The sequence below is a fragment of the Proteus sp. FZP2095 genome, assembly GCF_023701425.1.
GTDB lineage: Bacteria > Pseudomonadota > Gammaproteobacteria > Enterobacterales > Enterobacteriaceae > Proteus > Proteus cibarius.
The window spans coordinates 321,530-346,224 of record NZ_JAMQBJ010000001.1; the positions used below are offsets into that span (position 1 = coordinate 321,530).

Genomic DNA, 24,695 nt, shown 5'->3' on the forward strand with positions numbered 1-24,695 from the left:
TCACGCCCCGTTTTATTTTGTGGAACAAATATTCTTTTATTGATTATTCTAAATAAGAGGTGTCGCAGTGTGCTCTGGTCAACAACATCGTCATGAACATAAACATGAGCAAATATTATGTCCTCAGTGCGATCTGGTGGTCAGTGTTCCTCAATTGGTGCAAGGAACAAAAGCAACATGCCCTCGTTGCCATACCGTATTAACTGCACGTTGGCGTCAGCCTTTTTATCAACCTGTTGCATTAGCTATCAGTGCATTATTTATGCTGTTAATGGCAAGTCAGTTTACCTTCGTGAGCATGGAAGTTGCTGGTATCGCTAACAATGTTACATTGATGCAAATCCCAACAGTTATGTTCAGTGAAAATTACGTCGAATTAGGTGCATTTTTCCTACTATTTGTCCAAATTGTGCCTGCTTTTTGTATGGTAGCAATCTTACTTCTTTGTATACCTATTCAATTACCTAGAAAGCTACAAATTTGGTTATCACGTATTTTATTCCAATTAAAATCGTGGTGTATGGCAGAGATTTTTCTTGCAGGAATTTTAGTTAGCTTTGTGAAATTAATGGCTTATGGTGATATTGGGCTAGGACTTAGTTTCCTGCCTTATGTGCTTTATTGCTTATTTCAAATTCGAGCATTCCAGTGTCTTGATAGACATACTTTATGGGAAAAATTAGAACCTCGTCCAAGTTATCCTGATATTAAATCAGGTAAATCTGGGTTAAAACAAGGGGTTAGATTATGCCGTTCATGTACGGCAATTTTACCTGCAGATCAATATGAATGTAGCCGTTGTGAAGTGAAAGGACATGCAAGAAGACCTAAAAGTTTACAATGGACGGTCGCTTTGTTGATTACGTCATTAATTCTTTATATCCCCGCTAATTTATTACCCATTATGGTCACTGAATCTTTAGGTAATAACATTTATTCAACCATTATGGCTGGGGTTATTTTGTTATGGGAAGATGGCTCTTATCCTGTCGCAATGGTGATATTTATTGCCAGTATTATGGTACCCAGTTTAAAAATGGTCGCTATTGCTTGGTTATGTTGGGATGCACATAAATCTAATGGGAAAAGAGATCCTGCTAGAATGCATTTTCTCTATGAAGTTGTTGAATATGTAGGGCGTTGGTCGATGATTGACGTCTTCGTAATTGCTGTTTTAGCTTCATTAGTCAGAATGGGACGTCTGATGAGCATCTATCCTGATTTTGGAGTGGTGCTATTTGCATTGGTAGTAGTGTTAACTATGTTCTCTGCAATGATGTTTGATCCTCGGTTGACGTGGGATAAGTGTACAACCGATGATGATAAACCCACGATTAAGGAGCCTAAGGGTGACTGAAAAGAATAAAACTGCTTTAACTGAAGCAAAAATTAACAAGCTAAAAAGCTGGTCTCCAGTTTGGATCATACCACTTGTCACCTTACTGATTGGTGCGTGGATACTTTATTATCATTTCAGCCATCAAGGTCCAGAAGTTACATTAATTACCTATAATGCAGATGGCATTGAAGCGGGTAAAACCAAAATTAAAAGTCGCAGTGTAGATATTGGTCTAGTTGAAAGTGTCACGCTCGATAGTAATTTTAGTCGCGTTATTATTAAGGCTCGTCTTGATAATGAGATGAAAGAATTATTACGCGCAGATACAGCATTTTGGGTTGTAAAACCTCAAGTCGGTAAAGAGGGAGTAACGGGATTAGGCACTTTACTTTCCGGTGCTTATATAGAGTTACAACCAGGGTTAAAAGGTAAAGAAGAAAATGAATTTAATCTTCTCGACTCGCCACCGTTAGCTTCTCCAGATGCAAAAGGTATTCGCATTAATTTAGTTAGTGAAAGAGCCGGCCAATTAAATGCGGGTGATCCGGTTTTATTTAGAGGTTATCAAGTTGGCTCTGTTGAAACGAGCGAATTCAATATTGATAAACGAGACATGCATTATCAACTCTTTATCAAAGCACCTTATGACAAAATGGTGACATCAAATGTTCGATTCTGGAAAGACTCTGGCATCGCTTTTGATATGTCTTCATCGGGTGTTCGTGTTGAGATGGCATCTCTTTCTACACTTTTTAGTGGTGGCGTGAGTTTTGATGTTCCCGCAGGATGGGGACCAGGTGATCCTATCGCACCTAAAACAGAATTTAAGCTTTACGATAATGAAAAGAGTATTCAAAATTCGTTATATACAGATTATCGTAGTTACATTATGTTCTTCTCTGATTCTGTAAGAGGATTACAAGCTGGAGCTCCAGTAGAATTCCGAGGAATTCGTATGGGAACGGTTGTTCAAGTGCCTTATTACACTAAAGGTATGCAACAATCGCTTGATAAAGATTTCCGCATCCCCGTACTTATTCATGTTGAACCAGAGCGTTTTGCTAATGATGTCGGTGAAAGTTTTGATTTCGTCAAAGAAATAGCCAATGCTTCTAACAATGGATTAAGAGCATCATTAAAATCAGGTAACCTTTTAACAGGGGCACTCTATATTGACCTTGATTTCTACCCTGATGAAATGCAATGGAAAGGCCCTCAAGACGTTGCTGGCTACCAACAAATTCCGACTGTCAGTTCTGGTTTAGCGCAAATTCAGCAAAAAGTGATGACATCACTGGACAAGATCAACAATCTTCCTGTTGAACCAATGCTTAAAGAGATGACAGCAACATTATCTGAAAGCCAAAAAGCCGTCAGTGAAGCTAAGGAAACACTGAAGTCATTGAATGCCATGATTGGTAGTGATGAATTTAGAAATCTTCCTAATGATATTCAGCAGTCATTGAAAGAGATTAATCGTAGTATGCAAGGCTTCCAGCCGGGTTCTCCTGCTTATGGAAAAATGATTGATAATATGCAACAGCTTGATCAAGTGTTAAGAGAGATGCAGCCTTTATTGAAAACATTGAACAATAAGAGCAACGCATTGATTTTCGAAGCGAAGGAAGGTAAAGATCCAGAACCAAAGAGGGCTGAAAAATGATGAAATACATCATTGGTATATTTGTGTTGATGTTAACGGCATGTTCAAGTCAGACTAATAAAACGTATTATCAGTTGCCAGATGTTTATCAAGGTGGCGTATCAGAACATGTTTCGGTAACACAGTCAGCTAAGAAGCCTCAAATTTGGGTTCAGCCGATCCGTTTATCTAATATGCTAGTCAATGCTGGAATTGTTTATCAAACGACGGATATTAACTATACCGTGGCTAATCAGCACCTATGGATCAATCCACTTGATCAGCAATTACAACAGAACCTTATTTCAGGTTTAACAAAAGCATTGCCAGATACCGTTGTTGCTAACCAACCTGTTGAAGATAATTTGGCGAAGCTAACGGTTACCGTTAATTATTTCCAAGGCCGTTATGATGGACAGGTAATTATTTCTGGTGACTGGATTTATACTGAGAACAATAAAGTGATTAATCAGCCATTCTCTTTAGTTTTAACGCAAACAGAAGATGGTTATCCAGCTTTAGTGCGTACATTAGGACAGGGATGGGAGCAAGTTGTTTCTGATATAGCGAAAGCAATTCAAGCTCAATATTAATCAGCTTAGTATCTATTGGTTTAAGTTTTCGTTTATTGAAACCCAATATTCTCTTAAATAGTATTTAAATTGAATATTGGGTTTTGTTTATTAAAAAAACAAAGGGAAGAACATGTTAAAAATCCTCAAAAAGAAATATCCTACGGCGATCAGTTGGTCATTTGGTGATAATGCGCAGTTAGCGGATGATCTGGCTATGCTGGTGGTAGAAGGAAAAAAAACGGCAACGTGTAGTTCATTAAATGGCTTTTTTAGTGACAGCGTTATTCCTGTTATTGGGGGCTTTAACATTATTCTAAACAGTCAAAATGAACCTGTTTGCGTTATTCGCACACGTTCTTTACAGTTAATCCGTTTTGACGAAGTCACCGAAGAATTGGCTAAGAGAGAAGGTGAAGGGGATTTAAGTTTGGCGCATTGGCAGGAAGGGCACAAAGAATTTTTTAGTCGGGAGGGGACTTTTTCTGAAGATATGGAGTTGGTATTTGAAGAGTTTGAATTAATAGAAGTATGTAAGAGGTGTTAATAGCCTCTTTTATTTTCAACAATAGCTAATTCCTTAATAAAACAAAGGTAATTAAAAAGAGTTTTCTACAAGAAAATAAAAATAGAGCAAAAAGTTATATTTATAAAATAAGTCTCATATTGACATAAATTTAAATAAAAATATCATTTTTTCTTATTTAATTTATTGGTTTCGTAAGATAAACCTAAAAAGGTTATTTTTCATTTGATTTTTTTTGTTAAATATCAATTAGCTATGTTCACACATAATATAGCTCATTAAAAGAACTAGCTAATACTTCAATTGAAGCATTAAACAAAATAAATGATAACAATAGTTATCAAACTTACGGTTGGCTCAACATCACAAATATGACATTTGTATTAACTTCTTTACTTGCTTAAATGCTCAATAAAGCGTATCAATTTATAGTGATTGTTGAAAAAACAATCATTATCTTTCCGCTTAAACTTAGAACGTGAGGGTTGTCTAGATATGAAAAGACAGAAACGAGATCGTTTAGCAAGAGCATTATCGAAAGGTTATCAAGCTGGTATGCAAGGTCGTTCAAAAGAACTTTGCCCTTATTTCGCCATTGATGCGCGTTCACATTGGCTTGGAGGCTGGCGACAGGCCATGGAAGATCGCCCGAGTCTGGTAAAATAAATAACCCGTCGTAGTGAAATAGATAATAGCTTATTTTTAGTTCTATTAAATATTATCACTAAGATTTTACCGACAATCAAAACGAGGGTTATTTATATACATTCCTATGTACACATTGAGCATAGGACAATTTGAGTATAAATAACAAACAATCAATTTGGATATAAAAAGGCTTACATATTTTGTAAGCCTTTTTACGTTATATTATTACTTTTTGAATTTTGTTTCATGAAAACTTTTGCGTAAGCGAAAACCATAAATAGTAAGAATTCTATACTTATGTTTTATAACCAATTGATTTGTTATAAAGGGAAAATAGACTATTGGAATAGATAAAAAATACCGTGTACTTTATATTACACGGTATTTTTATAATGAACTTTTGAAATTATCGATCTTAGAATGCTGTAGTATCTTTAAATAAGCCAACTTTCAAATCTTTTGCTTCATAAATTAGCTTACCATCAACATACACTTCACCATCGGCGATACCCATAATCAGTTTACGATTGATAACACGTTTGAAATCAATTTTATAGGTAACTTTTTTTGCTGTTGGTAATATTTGTCCGGTGAATTTAACTTCACCAACACCAAGCGCACGGCCTTTACCTTCACCACCAAGCCAGCCAAGATAGAAGCCAACAAGTTGCCACATGGCATCTAGGCCTAAGCAACCTGGCATAACAGGATCATTGACGAAGTGGCAATCAAAGAACCATAAATCTGGCTTGATATCGAATTCTGCTTCGATAAAGCCTTTATTATGGGTGCCGCCATCTTCTGTCATTTTAATGATGCGATCCATCATTAGCATATTACCAGATGGCAGTGGTGGGCCATCTTGGCCAAATAATTCACCACGGCCTGAAGCAATGAGGTCTTCTTTAGAATAAGATTCGCGTTTATCAACCATTGTCTATATAGCCTTTATCAAGTGTAAGACAACAGAATAGCTTACACTTGTACGCTGAACAACTCCGATCACTTGAAACAGAATTATCTGAATAGACGTAAGAACCAAGGTAATTTAGGTCTATCCTGATTATTTGCGAGTGTTATACGATCATGAATAACAGCTAACAAGTGTGAGTCTGATTGTTCTGGTTCACATTGCTCTTCATAATATGGCTGACGAGTCAGTAGCGTTATTGCTTCTGCTACATGAGTGACAGGCCAAATATGAAATTTCTCTTCTTTTACTGCTTGCTGCACATTTTCGCTAAGTACAAGATGACGAATATTAGCAAGAGGAATAATCACGCCTTGCGCACCGGTTAACCCTCTTTGTTGGCAGATATCAAAGAAGCCTTCGATTTTCTGGTTTACGCCACCAATCGGTTGAACTTGACCAAATTGATCGACTGCACCTGTAACGGCAATTTGCTGATCGATAGGTTGTTGTGCCAGCGTGCTAATAAATGCACATAATTCAGCCAAAGAGGCGCTATCACCATCAACTTCGCCATATGATTGTTCAAAAACAATCGAGGTACTAAATGGTTGTGGTTGGTCTAAACGTAATTCTGAGTTCAAGTAAGCTTGCATAATCATCATTCCTTTAGCATGAAGATTGCCACCAAGCTCAGCTTTTCGCTCAACATCCGTAAATTCACCATCACCTATATGTGCAACGCAGGTAATGCGAGTTGGTTCTCCGATTAAATCAGGATATCCCGGGTAATCTAAGACAGAAAGTCCATTGATTTGGCCTACAGCTTCACCTTCTGTTTGTATCATGACTTGGTCTTGTAAAATCTCATCACGACTACGCTCTAACAAATAACTGTGTCGCCATAGGCGATTTTCTTCTGCTTTTTTTAATGCATCAGCAGTTAGATAAGCCTCATGATTAAAACGTATTGCATAACGGAGCTGGCGTAAAAGCCACTCTAAATCTAAGCTCAGTATTAGCTGATCTTCATGTTGTCTTGCGGCTTGTGTTAGCAAGACTTCCCAAGCATCCGCAGATAGAGAAGGGAGTCGATATTTTTGGCACAGTGAATTTACAAAGCCACACCATTGGGCAAGTGCTGTTTCGTCTTCTAAATACATGTCGTATTCATATTCACCATATAAAGCAGTGCTACTTAGCTCAGGCTCCATAAATTCAAGCTCTTCAAGGCTTAGCCTATCACCAACTAAAATCACACGAAGATTGAGTGGCATACTTTCAATAGGTAAAGGTAGAGACTGATTGTCATTCCAGACAAGCCACTCAAAACGCTGCTCTTCAACCATTTTTTTAAGGCGAAACCACATTAGTGGTTGTGCGAGTAAAGACTTTATAGAGAGGACTAAAATGCCTCCATTTACTTTATGCAATAAGCCTGGGCTAAGAGTAACTTCGTCTTTATGGCAATAGAATGAACCAAAGAGTTGTTCTGGTTCTATCCATTGGCAACAAGTAATAGATTCTGATGATGAAAATGCGCCGAGTACATTTTCTTGCCAATTGATTTTATTGGTTTCTGCTTGATAACTGCCAATGATAGGATCAGCTTTGATCCCTGATTGCGTTAATGTGTCTGTCAACATATCAAAGTAAGCAGCAGAATCATCCACTTTTAACAGCATAAACTGCCCTGAATCTGCATTGTTTAACCATTGCAGGCTTTCATACAAGCGAGGTTGAACCTCACGAAGTAGAGATGCAGGTAATTGAGATGCTGTTTGAAAGAAAGTTTGGTAGGAGGCGTAATCAGGACGTAACGCCTGCCATTCTAATTCGTTGTTTTTCAAGGTTACCGTTTTTATTATTGATTAGTGAAAAGAGATAATTAGATATCGTATAAGTTGATATCTATCCTGCAATAAGACGGTTCTTTAACTGTCATCAACTGCATAGGCAGGGAATATGTATCGCTACGACCTTATAAACACGAGCTAATAAGTGGTCATTAAGGTTTTATGATAGCGACGCTCGATTCTATCATAACGTGCTCAGAAAACTATCCCTTATCAAGGCTTGTTATTAATTGATAAGCAAGATTATCTAAAATAACTTCGCTTATAAAATAGTCAAAAAATTTCGGTTCAGTGGCAGTATTTTTGTAAAATTGCTGATATGCTACTATATAGTTACGTTGTCACGGGATTTTGTATGAAATATCAACAATTAGAGAATCTAGAATGTGGCTGGAAGTGGGCTTATCTAGTAAAAAAACACCGTGAAGGTGAATTAATTACCCGTTATATAGAAAAAAGTGCCGCTGATGAAGTTATTGAGCAACTGTTGCTTCTTGAATCGCAACCATTAAAAGTTTTAGAGTGGATTGATCTGCATATGAATCCTGATTTATCTAATCGGATGAAGCAAACTATTCGTGCTCGTAGAAAGCGTTATTTTAATGCTGAGCATCAACATACACGCAAAAAATCAATCGACTTAACGTTTAAAGTTTGGCAACGTTTATCTGCATTGTCACAACGAAGAGGGATCACATTATCAGAAACGATAGTGCAATTAATTGAAGATGCAGAGCGAAAAGAACAATATGCATTGAAAGTGCATAGTTTAAAAGATGGGCTTATTGAGTTATTAGAACGCGATAAAGAAAAATGAGTTGCATTAATTTTGGTTAACCGACTTTGATAATTTATTTTTATAGTTGTTTTTGTTCTCTGTTTTTATTGTGATATTTCATACCTGTTCGAAAACATTTTTGTCTTTATGTTCCTACCTTAATTTTATCTCTATAAAGAAAAACCCTGCCATTGGCAGGGTTTTGAATTCATCAACAGTAGATTATTCTACTATATGAATTATTGACCAGGTTGAACAACAACTTCAGTTGTACCTTGGATTTCAATTTCAACACGACGGTCTGGCGCTAAGCAATCGATCAGAGCTGAACGAGCTTTAACGTTGTCACATGTGTTGCCAGTAACTGGATTTTCTTTACCACGACCTTCTGCAGAGATGCTGTTTGCAGGGATACCTTTAGATACCAGGTAATCAACTACAGATTGAGCACGTTTTTCTGACAGAGGCAGGTTGTAGTTTTGTGAACCGATACGGTCAGTGTAACCAATAACTACTACACGACCTTGAGTTGGGTCGATGTTAGCCAGTTCATTGTACAGACCATTCAGAGCTTCTTGACCTTCAGCTTTCAGAGTAGATTTGTTGAAGTTAAACAGAACGTCTGAACGCAGAGTAAAGGTTTTGTTCTCAACAACTGGAGCTGGAGCTACAACTGGAGCTGGAGCTACAACCGGAGCTGGAGTTTCTTGGTTGAAGCGGTAAGCAACACCAACACTCAGCATGCCATTATCTGGACGTGCATTCAGAGTACCTTTATCACCGATGTTGTTGATCCACTGATATTCAACACGGGTTGCGATGTTTGGAGTGATCGCGTATTCAGTACCTAATGCGAATACTGGAGAAACACCAGTGTCGTTATTAGAGAAACGTTCTTGTTTTGGAGATAAAGAAGTAGCGTTTTTAGTTGCAGAAGAATCTGCACGCCATACCATACCACCTAAACGTGTATAAACGTCTAAGTCATCCATTACTGGATAGCTTAATTTAGTGGTTAATTGGATACCTTGAGCACGGAATGCACCGTTGTCATATGAACCTTTATAAGTCATACGACCTAACCAGTCATAACCTAGTTCAAAACCTAAGTATTGGTTGTACTGATAACCAGCAAATGCACCTGCACCTAACTGATCACGGTGAGTGTTACCGTTACCGATAGAAGTTTCACCGAAATGGTTACTAGTACCTTGGTATTGAGACCAACCTAATTTACCACCAGTATACCAGGTATTGTCTTTTGGAGCTGCTTGCGCTGCAGTTGCGAAAGCTGCCACTGCCACTGCTAATGCGATAGCTGTCTTTTTCATTTTACGCCTCGTTATCATCCAAGTTAGGCATTTGGCTTTAAGCCTTATTATTTGCCCTTGGTTAAATTATTGTTAGGAATCCAATGCTTTCATCAAATGATGATCCCAAAAATGGGATTTAAAGCATAACCTTAACGACATAAAGTCTACAATGAACTTAAAAAGTTACAAGTAATCCTTTAAAATTCGACTTAAAATTTTAAAAAGATCCGCCTTATTCCACAATGGGAAAGATTCTGTATTTTTGTTAAATTTATTGTAACTATATGATTTAGGTTATAAATACATTTGACTTATCTTAAATGATATCAGGGCATCTTGAGTATTAGGAAAACTCTTAAATTTCACTAATGGTAGTGAATTGAATGAATTTTTACGGAATTCAAATGTCGTTTAGATGCATTACTACTTTCTAAATGGATATTCGTATTAATTTGCTGTCGCATAATAAACCCGAGGGTTTTTCCTTTACTGGCAGCAGATTCTAACCGTTTCATCTCTTCTGACGATATTTCTGGTAACCAACCGAGTACTACACTGTAATTACCACTCATCAGTGCTTTTTCCATTAAATCAACAGTGGTTATCATATTTATATGATTTAATTGGATTATTTTGTTAAGTGGTAATCCTGCATTTTTTAACCAAGTACGATTTAGCTTTTGTTGTGGGTTTAACCACAATAACCAGCGTGATTCATGACTATACTGTTTCAATAGTGGTAAAAGTATGTGATTAATGACGAGCGGATTTTGGTAGAGGAGTTCACTCACCATGCCTTGTTTATTATTACTATCGTAAGTCGCCACTGTTGAAGGGATAGATAGAGGTAATACCTCATTTGAGATCTCTTGGAGAATGGCGTTCTGTCTTGTCGGAGATGATGTTGAGAGTTTCATATTTACCTCGTTCCATATGCACTGTATGAATATACAGTATCTCTATATTTCGCTTAAATCAAGCTCATTTTTTTGAAAGTTCCTCTCAAATTTCATGTAAATCTCTATTTTTAAGTCGTTAACTATTGGCAATAAAAAGGAAATTCTTTATTGTCTTTCTTGCTATGTCTTATGCATGTTTTTGAATTCAAAGATAAAATTTAATCTTAAAATTTGTGTTGGAGTTTCAATGTTATTTTTACCTGAGCAAAGGAAGGCTCATTTGTTATCGCGTATTGCGCAATATGGAGAGTTAACGACAAAGTCTCAATTTGGTGGTGTTAGCTTAATGATTGATGAGGTTATGTTTGCTATCACGTCTGGTAATGAGTTTTATTTAAAAGGAAGTGGTTTTTTAGAAACTCTCTATAAGGCAACAAAAATGAGTTCCTATACCTATTTGAAAAAAGGAATTCCTATCATATTGCGTTATTACCACATAACGGATTCGTTATGGGAAAATCAGCAAAAATTAGATCAATATATTGATATGTCATATCACTACAGTATTCAAGAATATTTAGGGCAACGAAAGAAGCCTTGCAGAATAAAAGACTTACCTAATCTAGGTGTGATATTAGAAAAAAGATTGAATCAAATTGGTATTAATCAAGTTGAAGAACTGCGCTTAATCGGTGCTAAAGCGTGTTATCTAAAACTAATGCATAGCCAAAATTTGAGAAATAGTGAACTTTTACTTTCATTGGCAGGAGCAATTGTTGGGTGCCATCGTTCAGTATTGCCTAGTCAACTTAAAATGGAGTTATTAAATTGGTATAACGAATTGTCTTTTCAATAAGATAAAAGTAATGACCGTTATTTTCTCTAATGTGCTTATGGGAATTAGAGAAAATAACGTCAATTAGAGATTAGACTTGAGGTTGATGTAGGCTATTTGATTCGCTTTGCTCAATAATTTGGATACAACTAATAATTTGTGGCAGTAAATCTAATAGTAATCGGATTTGAGTGAGTACTAATTGAATACGAGGATTATCTGAATTAGGTAATAGATTGATCCTTTCAATTAATTCTACATGAGATTGCTTAACCTCTTCATTTTGAAGTTTTTTTCGACGTAAAGCCGAATCGATATAACAAACAGTATCATTAAGCAAAGTGAGTACATTCTCATCTTCTATTTTTGAACGATGAACGCCAAGTGCAGAAATATAACTGAGTAAAGTATGATTTAAGCAAAGCAACTGGAAAGCGACTTCTTGGAAAGCTTGATAACTTTTTGGCTCTGATGACATATTGGAGATCAGTGATGCTAACTCACCATCACTGCTATGGGCATTTCGACGAGCAATTCGATAACTCAAGCTATTATCTTTTCCTTGGTAATACTGAATAAGGATGGCATCAAGATAATAGCAGTTATTTGTCATTGTTTTTTGAATAACAACAGGCAATTGGCGGAATTTCCAATCAGGCCAAATAAAGCTGACGGCAAACCATGCTATAGCACAGCCTATCAAGGTATCGATAATACGAGGGAGGGCAACGTCATAGCCTTCACCCAGTAAATTGAAGCTTAATAAAACCAATAAAGTAATAAATAGTGTTGCATGTGCATATTGTATGGTTCTAAATGCGAAAAAGAGCGTACCAGTTATCACAATTAAAACTAACTGACCTTCGATTGAAGGAACAAAATATAAAATAGGGAAACCGATTAAAATACCAATAATAGTACCACTCACACGTAAGGTAAGACGTCGACGAGTAGCATTGTAGTTGGGTTGGCAAACAAACAGGCTGGTCAATAATATCCAATAGCCTCTATCCAATTGGAAAAATTGAATAATGGCATAACCAATACATAACACGAGTGACATCCTAACGGCATGTCTAAAAAGTGCCGATTTAGGCGTGAGGTGCTCTTTTATTCTTAGTGCAATATCGCGCCACCCAGTTAAACCATCATCAGATAGTTGCGTCTCTTCCTTTTGGTCATGAGATATTTGGTATTGCTCTGTACTAATACTTCGTAAAAGCGCATCAATACCTTGAAGATTTTGCAGTAAGTTATTTAAAGGTGTTATTAATTGAGGCTCTGAAGTCGTGTTTTTTAAATGATTTAATGCATTTTCTAAATAATTTATAGCGCGTTCTAATGAAGGATTATGCTGATATTTTTTATGCCAAAGAATAGATTGTGCAACTTGTTCACAAGCTCGTGCCTGCATAGAAAGTAGACGTTGAAAACGAAATAACACATCGCTATGTCGCAATTCATTACTTAATAGTTGGTATTGAACATGTGACGAACTTGCTCGTTCATGAATATCTTGAGCAACAAAATAGTAATGAAGTGTGAAACGACTACTACGTTGGCCCCTGTCACCTTTTAATCGACTTAATAATGTAACTTTAGTTTGGTTCATAGTGTCAATTAGTTGGCTATTTGCCATTGCTAAATTATAAAGCGAATGTTGATAGTCATCTTCAATATCAGGATCAAATAATGTTGCTTTAGCTTCGAGGTAAGTTGCAAGTTGTTGGTAGCAGCGTGTTAAATTGTCCTGAACTGGACGAATTGGGAATAATAAGTGACCAACTAATGTTAAAGAGTTATACCAGATAGCCCCTAACAGTAATAAAACGGGTTGTTCATACCATTCAGGGAAAATAGGCATACCCAACATAGTATAAATTGCGATTAATAAAGCACCAAAAGCAATAGTCGCGTAACGTTGCCCTAAAGCACCTAATAAAATGAATCCCCAAGTAGAAATGGCTAAACCACAAAAGAATAAAATAGGATATGGGTAAAGCAGCCCTATTGATGCTGAAGCAAGAAGAAAACAGCATAAGGTGATAACGAGGTTTTTTAAACGGCCAACGAGCCTATCATCTAAGTCAGTTAATGCAGCCGCTACCACGCCTAAAGTTAGAGGAATTGTATATTTAGGCTCTTGCCCTAAAATCCAAGGAAACAAAGTCGTTCCTGTAAGCGCGATTATTATGCGAATATAATATAAAAAGTGGCTATTATAGATAAATCGGCGGGCGCCATTTAGCAAAGTGAACACAAAAAGCCCTTAAATAAACAAGATGAAGATAATTACCTCTTAGAATATAGGGTTTATCACCGATTAAAAAGAGCTTAACAACAGACTATTTGTTATTTATTGCAGGAATTACGTATGGAACTGAAATCCACCCCGATGGGACAACGTTTAGCACAACATCCTTATAATAGAGTCAAATTGTTAAATGCAGGTATTGAAGTCAGTGGTGAAAAACATCAGTATTTAATTCCTTTTAACGAATTGATTAATATTTTTTGTAAAAAAGGGATTGTGTGGGGGGAATTAGAATTCTTATTGCCTGAAGATAAAGTTGTTCGATTACATGGAACAGACTGGGAAGAAACTCAGCAGTTTTATCGTTATCTTTATCAAACATGGCAAAATTGGAGCAAAGAAATGAGCGAAATAAGTGCTCAGGTTCTTGAGAAACAGCTCCATAATATTAATGAAATCACTCAATCAAATAGATGGATAAAACAGTCTAAATTGAGTGAAATTCAACAATCTATCAAAGAAAGCTTTTCTGCTATTCCTCTTCCTCTTGAACGCCTTACTCAATTTGATAATTGCCAAACACTTTACCAGCAATGTTTGGAATGGCTAAAGCAAGGTGAAACACTTATTAATAAAGAAAACTCTGCATGGGTAACTCAAATATTAAGTGAACATGCGGAATTTTTTAATACGATTGAATCATCACCATTAAATGAATCACAATGTCGAGCCGTAATTAATGGTGAAGAAAATATCCTTGTTCTAGCGGGTGCGGGAAGTGGTAAAACATCAGTATTAGTCGCGAGAGCAGGTTGGTTATTACGTCGTCAGTTAGCGCAACCTGCTCAAATTTTATTGCTTGCTTTTGGGCGTAAAGCTGCACAAGAAATGAATGAAAGACTTTCTAGTCGTTTAAATGCCGATATTATGGCAAAAACATTTCATGCACTAGCATTATCCATTATTCAACAAGCGACAAAAAAGCAACCTAAAATTAGTGAGCTTGAAACAAATAGTGAAAAAAGAAGATCTCTATTATTAGGTGAATGGCGAGAGCAGTGCCAACAGAAAAAAGCACAAGCAAAAGGGTGGCGAGAGTGGTTATCTCAAGAATTTGAATGGGATATCCCCGACGGTGAGTTTTGGCATGATAAAAAATTAGAAAACCAAGTTGTTGTAAGATTAGAGCGTTGGGTTGGTTTATTAAGAATGCACGGTGGTAGCCAAAAATCTCTGATCGAAAGTGTACAGCCTGAATATACAGAAGCCTTTAAAAAATATTTAAAATTATTATCACCATTATTAAAAGCTTGGAAAACGGCATTAAAAGAAGAAGAAGCGATCGACTTTTCGGGCTTATTACATCAAGCTATTAATCTGATTGAAAAAGGGCGTTTTATTAGCCCATGGAAACATATTCTTGTTGATGAATTCCAAGATATTTCACCCTTAAGAGCTTCATTATTAACGGCATTAAAACAGCAAAATAAACAAACATCTCTATTTGCCGTGGGCGATGATTGGCAAGCCATTTATCGTTTTAGTGGCGCAGAATTATTATTAACGACTTCTTTTCATCGCTCTTTTGGCGAAGGTGCTGAATGCGCACTAGATACGACTTATCGTTTTAATGACACGATAGGAAATATTGCCAATACGTTTATTCAACAAAACCCAACTCAATTATCTAAGCCTTTAAATAGCTTAGTGAAAGGTAATAAAAAGTCAGTTGCACTGTTATCTGACGATCAACTTGAAAATTTACTAAATAAAATGAGTGGTTATGTAGAAGAAAATGAAACTATTCTTTTACTCGCTCGTTATCACTATTTAAAACCAGAATTATTAAAAAAAGCAAAAACACGTTGGCCTAAATTAGACCTACAATTTATGACTTTTCATGCTTCAAAAGGGCAACAAGCGGATTACGTTATTATTTTAGGTTTACAAGAAGGTAAAGATGGTTTTCCAGCACCGGCAAGAGAATCGATTATTGAATTGGCATTACTGCCTAGTGTTGAAGATTATCCTAATGCAGAAGAACGACGTTTAATGTATGTCGCTTTAACAAGAGCAAAAAAACAAGTATGGCTATTATTTAATAAACAACAGCCATCTTGTTTTGTTTCAGAGCTAAAATCTCAAGGTGTTCCTATACAGCGAAAACCTTAGATTATTTTAATCTCTCTTTTAAATAACCTTCGTAATCTGGAATTTTAATTGTAGATTCTTGTGAAAAGAGAGGTGATGAAATTAAAAAGTTCGCAGTTGCACGATTTGTTGCGACTGGGATGTTCCAGACTGTAGCTAAGCGTAGAAGAGCTTTAACATCTGGATCGTGTGGAACGGCATTTAATGGATCCCAAAAGAAAATCATAATATCAATTTTCTTTTCGGCGATCATTGCACCTATTTGTTGGTCGCCGCCCATTGGGCCACTTAGCATTTGAGTAACAGTAAGGCCAGTGTGGTGATTAATTAAATTACCAGTAGTTCCTGTTGCAAATAACTTGTGTAGAGACAGTTGTTCACGATTATTTTCAACCCATTCCAGTAATGAGCTTTTACAGTGGTCATGGGCAACAAGCGCGATATTCTTTTCTTTTAAGAGCGTGCGGTCAATTTGTTCCATTTGATACCTTTAAAAATAAATATAGTTATTGTTCCAGTTTTCAAAATACCTTTTTTTTATCTTATAAGCTATGAACAGATCAAGATACTATGATGTATCATAATATTTTCAATCTTCATGATGAACGGAGTAGATAAATGGTGGATTCAGACATTTATGACATTTTAAGAAGCGTTAAGACCATTGCGCTTGTTGGTGCGAGTAATAAAGAAGATCGCCCAAGCTATAAAGTCATGAAATTCCTATTAGAACAAGGCTATGATGTTATTCCTGTTAATCCAGGTATGTCAGGGCAAACCTTATTGGGGCAACAATGTTATGCTTCATTAAAAGATATCCCTGTTGCTGTTGATATGGTTGATGTTTTTCGTCAATCTGATGTTGCATTAGAAATTGCAAAAGAAGCAATTGAAATTAAAGCCAAAGTATTATGGTTGCAAATTGGTGTTATTAATGAAGAGGCTAAAGATTTAGCTGAAGATGCAGGTTTACGTGTGGTAATGGATCGCTGCCCTAAAAAAGAAATTGAAGCGCATGGCCTTCCTTGGTAATACACCAAAATAAAATCGCCGAAAACAAATCGGCGATTGTCATTTCATTCAGATCACTACTTATGTAGATTAATTGAGTTAATTTCTTAATCGTGGTGCCTGTAATTGGCTACGAATTGACTGTGATAACTCATCCAATGAGTCATTATCTAAGTGTTCATCTGAAACTTCATAAGTTATCTGCGCTTCAGCAAGATAAGTATGAACGGGTTGTCCTTCATCATCTTCCATCACAACATGGTACCAAGGTGCTGCTCGCAAGGTCACATTAGATGCAATATCATCCTCATTAGGTTGATCAAGGGAATATTCAGCATCCACATCGACAACAACGCCTAAGTAGCCGAGTAATTTATGTCTAACTTGCTGTCCTATCCCAAATTTGCTGGCGGTCATCATAGTATCACCTCCATATAGCCTTGCTTATTGGTTATATATATGAGGGCACAAAGTGAAATTTCAAGGATTTGAAAAAAATATAATCCTTTGCTTTCATTATGAATAAAGAACCTCACAAAATCAGATTATCTATTGTATAAAGAAAAGACAATAACCTAGACAGAATTTTTATTTGAAAAATACTATTAGAAGGGCATATGAAAATCGGTAGAGAATATATTATTCAAGGGCGAGTTCAAGGTGTTGGTTTTCGTTTTTTTACTTATCAATGGATGAAAAAACAACCAATAACAGGATATGTTTGGAATCGTGATGATGGTAGCGTGGGAGTAAAGGCTTTCGCGGAAGAAAATGCGTTAAAAGAATTTGAGGATTGGTTAGAAGCTGGTGGCCCAAGAAGTGCAAAAATTACATTTTGGTCAGCAACATCTTGTGAATATGAAAAAATGGCAGACTTTTCAATCCACCATTATGAGTAATATTGTTTTAATGATTTCTAATTATCTTTATCGAAAGATAATCTTAAATACATTTAACGGGTTTTGGTAAACCGGCAAGTTTTGTAGCTTGTTTTGCAGGGCCTTTAGGAAATAAACGATAAAGATAACGGCTATTCCCTTTTTCATCGCCATATTTTTGTGCAAGTGCTTTTACTAGCATACGAATAGCAGGAGAGGTATTAAATTCTAAATAAAATTGGCGAACAAAACGGATAATCTCCCAATGTTGTTCTGTAAGCTCAATTTCTTCTAGTTCAGCTAATGTTGGAACCATATCTTCATTCCACTCATTGCTATTTTTTAAATAACCGTGACTATCTGTCTCGATTTCTTTTCCGTTAAATACAAACATGTGAGTAGCAACCAATCAAAAATAATACCGCTAATTTAGCAAAAAGAAGGAAAATACCCAAGTAGAACCCATAAATCGTTGATAAATTAAGCCATTGACTTGTAATGCGTTTAATTTTACGGCAAACAGTACAATAAGGGCTTTACAACATAAGCTTAGGTGTTTATATTGCTCCCAATTGCGGAGGGGTGGCCGAGCGGCTGAAGGCAGCGGTCTTGAAAACCGCCGATGGGAAACCATCCGAGAGTTCGAATCTCTCCTCCTCCGCCATCTCATCATCTCCTAGTGTCTCCTGAAGTCTCCTAATCCCAGTAAAATCAAGCATTACAACAAAATCATTGTTTTCTGATGTCTCTTGAAAGCTCTACCATTTTTTGTATAGTTTTTTGTATAGTTTTTTGTATAGCTAGAGTGGTTGTTAAGTTATTTTAGAAACTCTAATATACTCAAGGTATATTTAACAATTGAAAGTATGGAAACGAATTTTTTGTTAAAGCCACTTCAATTACTGCTGGTATAGCTGAGATAGCGTTGATAGTCTTTGCCTTTAGTTTAATTAGGCCTGTTGGTATTTTAGGATATTTTTTGTTTAATTTTCAATAAAATATTAATCAATTATTATTGAGAGAAAGTAACCTTAACTTTTAAATAATATAATAAAAATTGATACAGAGAAGCTACACTTCTCTGTATTTTTCTATTTGATTGTAGTTTACAAAGATAAAATTCGTTCAGATATTAGTGACATTAATTTCTCCGATTGAACATCGGTGATTATCATCGTATTCATACGACATTCATTTAAATTGCTATTATTTTTAGGTGGTCTTAGATCATCATGGACTGTTGCAAAACTTAAACCAAAAAGTTTGCGTGATTCATATTCAATATCAATATGTCCATTTATACCAGTGAAAATATCCGGGCGGATTAGATAACCTATTACACAAGGATCATGTAAGAAGGGATCAAATGCAGCATATCCACGAGACATTTTTGCTGCTGTTCTAGCAATGACATTACCTTGCTCTAACGACTGACATAAACCTGCTCGAATATCAGCTTTATGTGTGACATCTAATCCCAACATAGTAATGTGTTCTGCTGTATCAAAGACAATATGTGCCGCGTGTGGATCGACATAAAAATTGAATTCGGCTGCTGGTGTTATATTCCCATTACAAAATGCAGCCCCTCCCATTAGAACAATATCTTTCACATTATCCTTAAGTCTTGGTTCTTTTAGCATTGCCATGGCGATATTAGTAAGTGGTGCTGTCGGGCAAAGAGTGACTTCTTTAGGATTAGACATCACAGTATCAATAATAAAATCGACGGCATGTATATCGGGATAAGTGTAATTAGATTTTGGTAACATCACACCAGCAAGGCCGTTATTACCGTGTACTTGTGTCTTATTTCCCCGACGTGCTATCAAAGGTCGTTCACACCCTCTGGCTAAAGGAATATCAGGTCGAGACACAAATGAAAGAATATTACGAGCATTCTCATGAACTTTATCTAACTCAACATTTCCAGCGACTGTTGTGATCCCCAATACTTTTATTTCTGGTGATGCCAACGCCAGTAAAATAGCAATAGCGTCATCTACACCTGGATCACAATCTATAATAATTTTAGTCATATACTTCTCCTTTGATAAATTACGTAACATATTGAATAACAACTAGAATTAAAAATATGACTCATAAACTAAATATTAATTAATAAAAATACCGACCATAGTTGCAGATAAGCAACTCACTAACGTTGAACCTACAATCAGTCTAAAACTATTCGCCGCTACTATTTTTCCATGTTCTTTACTGATACTGGCGACACAAGCAATAATCATTCCGACTGAACCAAAATTTGCGAACGAAATTAGGAATACAGAGATAATGGCATCTGCTCTTGGGCTCAGATCATCCAATTTGATATAGTCAACCATTGCAACAAATTCATTCGTTAAAATTTTTGTGGCAATAATTTGCCCGAACTCAATACTGTCCTGCCAAGGGACACCAAGCACAAATGCAATAGGAGAGAAAATATAACCAAGAAGGCCTTGGAAACTTATTCCTATGAGGCGTAAAAAAATATCATTCAACATGCTAATTAGAGCAATAAAGCCAAGAAGCATTGGAACTATCGCTAGAATTAATTTAAAACCATCGAGCATATGCTCTGTTAGTACTTCAAAAAAACTATGATGTTCATTTTTAGGGCCAGAAAAATGGTTCGATATCTCAATAGGATCATTAGGGTTAATAATGGAAACAATAACGAAAGTACTAAAAAAGTTTAGGCAAACACCAATAAATACAAACTGAGGTGATAACATTTGAGTATAAGCGCCCAATATTGCGATATCGACAGTAGACAACGAACATGCAGCTATTGTATACATCTGTGGTTTTGTTAAATTGGGTATGTATTCTTTAATCGAAACATATACGGCCATCATACCTACAATGACAGCACTAACTGCTGAAAACGATTCAAGTTTACCTACTTTGGCTATTTTATTAATAAGGTATCCGATAGTAAGAATAATCAAACGTAGAATACCAAAATATTTTAATATCCCAATAATTGAACAAATAAATACTAAAGGCATTAGAGCAACAATAACGAACACAATAGGTGTTTTTGTGCTTATATCTCCAAATACAAAATCAATTCCTTTATTTGCATGATGTACTAAATACTCTATACCTATATTCGTCGTATTAAGTATTGAGATCCCAATAGATGTATGTAGAAGTATAAAAGCAACGGAGGCCTCTATTAATAAAAGAATAATAATAGGAATAAATTTTCTTTTTATTTTATTAGCATTAAAACTAATAGAAGATGCCACTATAAAAATTAAGAGAAGGCTAATAATGAAAATTAAATATTTCATAACGACCTCGATTATATAATTTATTAACGGGGTGGGTTATTTGTGCACTTCCCTTACATACGCTCTTTTTTTAATCTGGCATCAACACTTGTTCTAGATGGCATTGATGATGCACCTTTTTTTTCAACGGCTAATGATGCATAAGCAATAGAAAACTTAATTGCTTCATCCATATTTTTACCTTCTATTAATTTTGCAGCTAAAGCACCTGTAAATGCATCACCAGCACCACTTGTATCAACGACAGATGCATTCATCGCTTTGTAATATTTCATCGTGCTACCATTGAAATAAAGAGCACCACTGTCACCAAGTGTCATTACTATTTCTTTAACACCTAAGTTGTGTATTGCTTTTATGGCTTCCTGTGCTGAAATAACGCTATCAATTTTAATGTTTGATATTAGTTCTGCTTCTGTTCCATTTGGTATTAATAAATCAATAGATGGCAAATGTGAGACAATTTGATCTGAATAGGGCGCTGGGTTAAGAATGACATAACATCCCGATTTTTTTGCTATTTCAATCGCAAACTTGGTCGCTTCTATATTATTTTCTAATTGAGTAAGAAAAACACTTGCCGATTGTAGATTATTAATATCTGAAAGAATTTCAGCTTTAGTGATTGTTGCATTAGCCCCTAGATCAATAACAATGCTATTGTTACCAGTAGCGTTCTCAACCATAACTAATGCATTTCCTGTTTTTGCATTGGCATCCTTAATTAATGTATATGAACTTATTTTTGTAGTACCGAAATATTTCTCTGCAGTAGCACCAAATGAATCGTCGCCTACTTTAACAAAAAAATGTACATGATCATTTAATTCAGCAGCCGCAACCGCTTGATTTGCACCTTTCCCTCCAGGGAAAAAGTTTGTCGAAATTGCTTTGATTGTCTCTCCAACAAAAGGAAATCTTTCAACTTCTGTGACAACATCTAAATTGAAAGATCCTAAAATATATAATGAACATTTATTTGCAGTTTTTTTATCTCTACCTTGTTCTTCGCAATCAATTTGAAGCATTCTGGTTTCATCAATAGTTCTATTTATTATTGGTTCTAATTCAATTTTTTGTAATCTCACTCCACCATGAAATTTAGTTGCTATACCTAATAACTGTAATTCATCTATGTATCTTCTTACGGTTCTTTCCGATACATGAAGTAGAGCACTGAGTTCTTTTACGTAGATAGAATTATCTTTCACTAATTTTTTTCTGATAAATGCAATACTACTCTTTTTTTTCATATCACCCCTCATTTGTTAAAAAATGTTTTACCATTTGTTAAGATGATAGAGATTAATTAAGTTTATTCTGCATGAGTAGTCACGTTTTTTGCTCGTAATTGGACAATTATCTGTCCGTTTAGATAAATTTTAAGGAGAATATTTGGATAACGCAGTTTGCTTATGTTAAATGGACGGGTTAGTTAAAATCGTCCATTTAACGTCAAAGTGGTTAGCGAAACCATATCAGACCCGAATATTTATTGTTGGATGCCGTTCTATTAAAACGAATTTATTTGGTAGTCAGATAAAGATGATTTTTATTGATGATGCTAATGATAATTGTTAGCATTAACTCTCTATTATGGAGAGTATACTATGAAAAATAAATATCACCTGTTAGCAATATCCCTTTCTGCATTACTTCCTTTTACCGCATTGGCTACAACATATCCAGTTACAATTACCGATACAGATGGGCAAAAAATAACGTTAAAACATGAACCTAAACGTATTGTATTACAAGATGGTAGAGATATTTTAACGCTGGCTTTGCTTGATAGAAATAACCCGTTTGAAAGAGTTGTAGCATGGAATAATAATCTAAAAAAATCGGATCCACAGACAGTTTCTTTATTAGAACAGAAATGGAAATCTAATATAAATGCGATCCCTGATATGGGATTTAATGACAAAGGTGAAGTTAATGCAGAGCGAGTTATTGCGCAACAACCTGATGTTTTGATCGCTCAATTAAGAGCCAAACCCGCATTAGAAGGATCGGGCGTTGTCAGCATTTTAAAAGAGGCCAATATTCCTATTATTTATGTTGATACTTTTTTAGATCCAGTCAAAAACACGAAAGAAAGTGTTGAGCTTCTTGGTATTATTTTAAATAAAGAAAGTGAAGCTAAAGAATATACAGACTTTTATCAACAGCACTTAGATAGTATTAAAAATAAAACTCAAGAAATTAAAAATAAACCAAGTGTATTTGTAGAAGCAAAGGCTGGAGCTAACGGTGATGGGTGCTGCTTTACACATAATAATGCAGGGTGGGGGGGGTTGATCCAAGCTGTTGGTGGGGACAATATAGGCAGTCATTTCTTACCAGGCGCTTCGGGTGTTATTTCTTTAGAGCAGGTTATTAGCACTAAACCTGATGTATATATTGTAACGGGATCTCGCTGGATCAATAAGAATAATATTGCTGCACCATTTGGCTATGGGGTATCTAATAAAGAGACTCAGGAAGGTTTCAAACGATTGAAGAGCAGAGTTGGATTTAATCAGATCGCAGCAGTTGAAAATGAGCGATTATATGGTATATACCACAATTTCTATAATCATCCATATAACATCGTTGGTTTAGAATATTTAGCAACCTTCATTTACCCTGAACAATTTGCAGAATTAAAGCCAGAAAACACCTATAAAGAGATAATAGAAAAATATACCACATTACCTAATGCTCAATTTCTTTGGGCAGCAAAAGCAGATAAATAAAAATTTTAATTATAGCCCTTGTTTTTAAGGGCTTTCTATATTCATTTACACTTCGGCCAATCAGAGTATCTGACTTAATAAAGTTAAAATAAGGCTGATCATTATAATAATGAGCAATACACCTAGAATCGTTCTTATTAAAAGGCAAGAAAGTGTTGTGGGTGGCGCTTTAGGAAAAAGTGCAGAGAAACACCAATAGGCTAATATAGTGGTCAAAAAAATTGCAAAAAGTATAGAACTAATAAAAAAGATCATTTATTGATACTCTTCTTGTGTCAATAATAAATAACCGTTCGGTTATCGCTTTATTTTTGAACATCTACGATATTTATCGTTCTATACAGTTTTATTAATATTTTCCAATACGCATTAAAGCATCTTCAACATCTTCATCATGATCAATTGTAAAAGCAATAAAATCCTCAGTTTTTGGGATTTTTTTGTAAGTCTCTGTTTGCTTAAACAGGGTTAGACATTCTGAAAATATGTAAATAATTTTTGTTAAAACGTGAGAGTAAGAGCCGTCTTCATAAGACGTATGATAAAGTTGTTCTAAGTATGTTTCATCGATAGGATAAATAGTACTAAAGCATTGGTATTCCCAATCACCTGTATTGTATTTTAAGCTTTTTATCTCTTCATTTGAATGATAAATGTGACTATCAGATTGATTTTGATAGTGTTTTAATGTTTTTTGAAAATATTCTTCAGTGTTAAAGCAAAGATTTACTTCTCCATATGCGGCATTTAAATCGAACGCAAAGGCGTAAAAGACTTCGCCACTTTTTTCTGTTAAAAATTTCTCTGTTTCTGTTATTGCAAAAGAGACAATATCATTTTTTATATTTTTAATTATTTCATCATTTAATATCATCATTGAATCATAATCCAGTTAGATACAGCGACAATCATAATAATTGCTCTGCATGAAGATAATTAGAATAGTATATTAATATTATAACTTAATGATATAAAATAATGAGTTCCTACTTTTGATTAGTGATAAAACACCTAATGATAGTTCAAAAGGTGTTTTTGTGTAA

The 24,695-nt window shown here is 35.4% G+C and carries 23 protein-coding genes and 1 tRNA gene; 12 read left to right on the forward strand and 12 right to left on the reverse strand.

Going from position 1 to position 24,695, the window contains the following annotated elements; genetic code table 11:
• Positions 1–67: 67 nt before the first annotated feature.
• The 5 genes from pqiA to rmf all read left to right on the forward strand — a co-directional run bounded on the left by pqiA (position 68) and on the right by rmf (position 4,745).
• Positions 68–1,357 carry a membrane integrity-associated transporter subunit PqiA gene (pqiA, locus tag NBG71_RS01405; protein WP_250916476.1) on the forward strand — a complete coding sequence of 430 codons (1,290 nt, stop codon included), beginning with the start codon at positions 68–70 and terminating at the stop codon, positions 1,355–1,357.
• Positions 1,350–3,002: an intermembrane transport protein PqiB gene (pqiB, locus tag NBG71_RS01410; RefSeq protein ID WP_075673136.1), complete on the forward strand. Its 1,653-nt coding sequence runs from the start codon at positions 1,350–1,352 to the stop codon at positions 3,000–3,002. The genes pqiA and pqiB overlap by 8 nt, the downstream gene beginning before the upstream one ends.
• Positions 3,002–3,574: a membrane integrity-associated transporter subunit PqiC gene (pqiC, locus tag NBG71_RS01415; RefSeq protein ID WP_075673160.1), complete on the forward strand. Its 573-nt coding sequence runs from the start codon at positions 3,002–3,004 to the stop codon at positions 3,572–3,574. Before pqiB ends, pqiC begins: the two co-directional genes overlap by 1 nt.
• Before the next feature lie 112 nt (positions 3,575–3,686).
• The gene (locus NBG71_RS01420; RefSeq protein ID WP_250916477.1) at positions 3,687–4,100 is read left to right on the forward strand and encodes an ASCH domain-containing protein; all 414 of its coding nucleotides are present in this window, start codon (positions 3,687–3,689) and stop codon (positions 4,098–4,100) included.
• Positions 4,101–4,574: 474 nt separating this feature from the next.
• A complete protein-coding gene (gene rmf, locus NBG71_RS01425) occupies positions 4,575–4,745 on the forward strand; it encodes a ribosome modulation factor (protein WP_023581348.1) in 171 nt (56 codons plus the stop codon).
• A 397-nt stretch (positions 4,746–5,142) separates the two neighbouring features.
• On the opposite strand, the gene fabA is transcribed toward rmf, so the two are convergent.
• Complete coding sequence (gene fabA / locus NBG71_RS01430; RefSeq protein ID WP_023581351.1) at positions 5,143–5,661, reverse strand: bifunctional 3-hydroxydecanoyl-ACP dehydratase/trans-2-decenoyl-ACP isomerase; 519 nt, start codon at positions 5,659–5,661, stop codon at positions 5,143–5,145.
• 83 nt (positions 5,662–5,744) lie between these two features.
• Entirely contained in the window at positions 5,745–7,487 is a 1,743-nt protein-coding gene (locus NBG71_RS01435; protein ID WP_075673138.1) for an AAA family ATPase, read from the reverse strand.
• Between the two features lie 361 nt (positions 7,488–7,848).
• Here NBG71_RS01435 and matP point away from each other — a divergent pair, with 361 nt between their 5' ends.
• The gene (gene matP / locus NBG71_RS01440; RefSeq protein WP_075673139.1) at positions 7,849–8,310 is read left to right on the forward strand and encodes a macrodomain Ter protein MatP; all 462 of its coding nucleotides are present in this window, start codon (positions 7,849–7,851) and stop codon (positions 8,308–8,310) included.
• A 200-nt stretch (positions 8,311–8,510) separates the two neighbouring features.
• Here matP and ompA read toward each other — a convergent pair whose 3' ends face one another.
• Positions 8,511–9,602, reverse strand: a complete 1,092-nt coding sequence (gene ompA, locus NBG71_RS01445) for a porin OmpA (RefSeq protein WP_075673140.1) — start codon at positions 9,600–9,602, stop codon at positions 8,511–8,513.
• 347 nt (positions 9,603–9,949) lie between these two features.
• Positions 9,950–10,501 (reverse strand): SOS-induced cell division inhibitor SulA, encoded by a 552-nt coding sequence (gene sulA / locus NBG71_RS01450; protein WP_075673141.1) that lies wholly within the window; start codon positions 10,499–10,501, stop codon positions 9,950–9,952.
• 229 nt (positions 10,502–10,730) lie between these two features.
• Between sulA and NBG71_RS01455 the strand changes: the two genes are divergently transcribed.
• Positions 10,731–11,339 (forward strand): TfoX/Sxy family DNA transformation protein, encoded by a 609-nt coding sequence (locus tag NBG71_RS01455; protein ID WP_075673142.1) that lies wholly within the window; start codon positions 10,731–10,733, stop codon positions 11,337–11,339.
• Between the two features lie 70 nt (positions 11,340–11,409).
• Here the strand turns inward: NBG71_RS01455 and yccS are convergent, their stop codons facing one another.
• Entirely contained in the window at positions 11,410–13,578 is a 2,169-nt protein-coding gene (gene yccS / locus NBG71_RS01460; RefSeq protein WP_075673143.1) for a YccS family putative transporter, read from the reverse strand.
• A 114-nt stretch (positions 13,579–13,692) separates the two neighbouring features.
• Between yccS and helD the strand changes: the two genes are divergently transcribed.
• Positions 13,693–15,744, forward strand: coding sequence for a DNA helicase IV (gene helD, locus NBG71_RS01465; protein WP_099659754.1), 2,052 nt, complete (start codon positions 13,693–13,695; stop codon positions 15,742–15,744).
• Between the two features lies 1 nt (position 15,745).
• On the opposite strand, the gene NBG71_RS01470 is transcribed toward helD, so the two are convergent.
• On the reverse strand, positions 15,746–16,204 hold the full coding sequence (locus NBG71_RS01470; RefSeq protein WP_075673145.1) for a methylglyoxal synthase: 459 nt from the start codon (positions 16,202–16,204) through the stop codon (positions 15,746–15,748).
• Between the two features lie 137 nt (positions 16,205–16,341).
• Here NBG71_RS01470 and NBG71_RS01475 point away from each other — a divergent pair, with 137 nt between their 5' ends.
• Complete coding sequence (locus tag NBG71_RS01475) at positions 16,342–16,755, forward strand: CoA-binding protein (protein WP_075673146.1); 414 nt, start codon at positions 16,342–16,344, stop codon at positions 16,753–16,755.
• Between the two features lie 78 nt (positions 16,756–16,833).
• On the opposite strand, the gene hspQ is transcribed toward NBG71_RS01475, so the two are convergent.
• Positions 16,834–17,154 carry a heat shock protein HspQ gene (gene hspQ, locus NBG71_RS01480; RefSeq protein WP_006537351.1) on the reverse strand — a complete coding sequence of 107 codons (321 nt, stop codon included), beginning with the start codon at positions 17,152–17,154 and terminating at the stop codon, positions 16,834–16,836.
• 197 nt (positions 17,155–17,351) lie between these two features.
• Here hspQ and NBG71_RS01485 point away from each other — a divergent pair, with 197 nt between their 5' ends.
• On the forward strand, positions 17,352–17,633 hold the full coding sequence (locus NBG71_RS01485; RefSeq protein ID WP_075673147.1) for an acylphosphatase: 282 nt from the start codon (positions 17,352–17,354) through the stop codon (positions 17,631–17,633).
• Between the two features lie 43 nt (positions 17,634–17,676).
• Here NBG71_RS01485 and tusE read toward each other — a convergent pair whose 3' ends face one another.
• Positions 17,677–18,006, reverse strand: coding sequence for a sulfurtransferase TusE (gene tusE / locus NBG71_RS01490; RefSeq protein ID WP_023581360.1), 330 nt, complete (start codon positions 18,004–18,006; stop codon positions 17,677–17,679).
• A gap of 182 nt (positions 18,007–18,188) precedes the next feature.
• Here tusE and NBG71_RS01495 point away from each other — a divergent pair.
• Positions 18,189–18,276: transfer RNA gene (locus NBG71_RS01495), tRNA-Ser, on the forward strand.
• A gap of 442 nt (positions 18,277–18,718) precedes the next feature.
• Here NBG71_RS01495 and NBG71_RS01500 read toward each other — a convergent pair.
• The 3 genes from NBG71_RS01500 to NBG71_RS01510 form a co-directional block, all read right to left on the reverse strand.
• A complete protein-coding gene (locus tag NBG71_RS01500; RefSeq protein ID WP_099659753.1) occupies positions 18,719–19,651 on the reverse strand; it encodes a nucleoside hydrolase in 933 nt (310 codons plus the stop codon).
• A 75-nt stretch (positions 19,652–19,726) separates the two neighbouring features.
• Positions 19,727–20,914: a NupC/NupG family nucleoside CNT transporter gene (locus tag NBG71_RS01505; RefSeq protein WP_250916478.1), complete on the reverse strand. Its 1,188-nt coding sequence runs from the start codon at positions 20,912–20,914 to the stop codon at positions 19,727–19,729.
• A gap of 53 nt (positions 20,915–20,967) precedes the next feature.
• On the reverse strand, positions 20,968–22,167 hold the full coding sequence (locus NBG71_RS01510; RefSeq protein WP_159241921.1) for a ribokinase: 1,200 nt from the start codon (positions 22,165–22,167) through the stop codon (positions 20,968–20,970).
• A gap of 357 nt (positions 22,168–22,524) precedes the next feature.
• On the opposite strand from NBG71_RS01510, the gene NBG71_RS01515 reads away from it, so the two are divergent.
• Positions 22,525–23,652, forward strand: a complete 1,128-nt coding sequence (locus tag NBG71_RS01515) for an ABC transporter substrate-binding protein (protein WP_099659750.1) — start codon at positions 22,525–22,527, stop codon at positions 23,650–23,652.
• A gap of 349 nt (positions 23,653–24,001) precedes the next feature.
• Here the strand turns inward: NBG71_RS01515 and NBG71_RS01520 are convergent, their stop codons facing one another.
• Complete coding sequence (locus NBG71_RS01520; protein ID WP_156733218.1) at positions 24,002–24,529, reverse strand: DUF4303 domain-containing protein; 528 nt, start codon at positions 24,527–24,529, stop codon at positions 24,002–24,004.
• Positions 24,530–24,695: the final 166 nt, after the last annotated feature.

Excerpts from the sequence above, each read along its gene's own strand:
- matP (WP_075673139.1), top strand. The coding sequence starts at position 7,849 with ATGAAATATCAACAATTAGAGAATCTAGAATGTGGCTGGAAGTGGGCT.
- fabA (WP_023581351.1), bottom strand. The coding sequence starts at position 5,661 with ATGGTTGATAAACGCGAATCTTATTCTAAAGAAGACCTCATTGCTTCA.
- NBG71_RS01420 (WP_250916477.1), top strand. The coding sequence starts at position 3,687 with ATGTTAAAAATCCTCAAAAAGAAATATCCTACGGCGATCAGTTGGTCA.
- NBG71_RS01515 (WP_099659750.1), top strand. The coding sequence starts at position 22,525 with ATGAAAAATAAATATCACCTGTTAGCAATATCCCTTTCTGCATTACTT.
- ompA (WP_075673140.1), bottom strand. The coding sequence starts at position 9,602 with ATGAAAAAGACAGCTATCGCATTAGCAGTGGCAGTGGCAGCTTTCGCA.
- NBG71_RS01520 (WP_156733218.1), bottom strand. The coding sequence starts at position 24,529 with ATGATGATATTAAATGATGAAATAATTAAAAATATAAAAAATGATATT.
- NBG71_RS01500 (WP_099659753.1), bottom strand. The coding sequence starts at position 19,651 with ATGACTAAAATTATTATAGATTGTGATCCAGGTGTAGATGACGCTATT.
- NBG71_RS01470 (WP_075673145.1), bottom strand. The coding sequence starts at position 16,204 with ATGGAACAAATTGACCGCACGCTCTTAAAAGAAAAGAATATCGCGCTT.
- NBG71_RS01510 (WP_159241921.1), bottom strand. The coding sequence starts at position 22,167 with ATGAAAAAAAAGAGTAGTATTGCATTTATCAGAAAAAAATTAGTGAAA.
- tusE (WP_023581360.1), bottom strand. The coding sequence starts at position 18,006 with ATGTTTGTATTTAACGGAAAAGAAATCGAGACAGATAGTCACGGTTAT.
- NBG71_RS01455 (WP_075673142.1), top strand. The coding sequence starts at position 10,731 with ATGTTATTTTTACCTGAGCAAAGGAAGGCTCATTTGTTATCGCGTATT.
- sulA (WP_075673141.1), bottom strand. The coding sequence starts at position 10,501 with ATGAAACTCTCAACATCATCTCCGACAAGACAGAACGCCATTCTCCAA.
- hspQ (WP_006537351.1), bottom strand. The coding sequence starts at position 17,154 with ATGATGACCGCCAGCAAATTTGGGATAGGACAGCAAGTTAGACATAAA.
- NBG71_RS01475 (WP_075673146.1), top strand. The coding sequence starts at position 16,342 with ATGGTGGATTCAGACATTTATGACATTTTAAGAAGCGTTAAGACCATT.
- NBG71_RS01485 (WP_075673147.1), top strand. The coding sequence starts at position 17,352 with ATGAAAATCGGTAGAGAATATATTATTCAAGGGCGAGTTCAAGGTGTT.
- helD (WP_099659754.1), top strand. The coding sequence starts at position 13,693 with ATGGAACTGAAATCCACCCCGATGGGACAACGTTTAGCACAACATCCT.
- NBG71_RS01505 (WP_250916478.1), bottom strand. The coding sequence starts at position 20,914 with ATGAAATATTTAATTTTCATTATTAGCCTTCTCTTAATTTTTATAGTG.
- rmf (WP_023581348.1), top strand. The coding sequence starts at position 4,575 with ATGAAAAGACAGAAACGAGATCGTTTAGCAAGAGCATTATCGAAAGGT.
- pqiC (WP_075673160.1), top strand. The coding sequence starts at position 3,002 with ATGAAATACATCATTGGTATATTTGTGTTGATGTTAACGGCATGTTCA.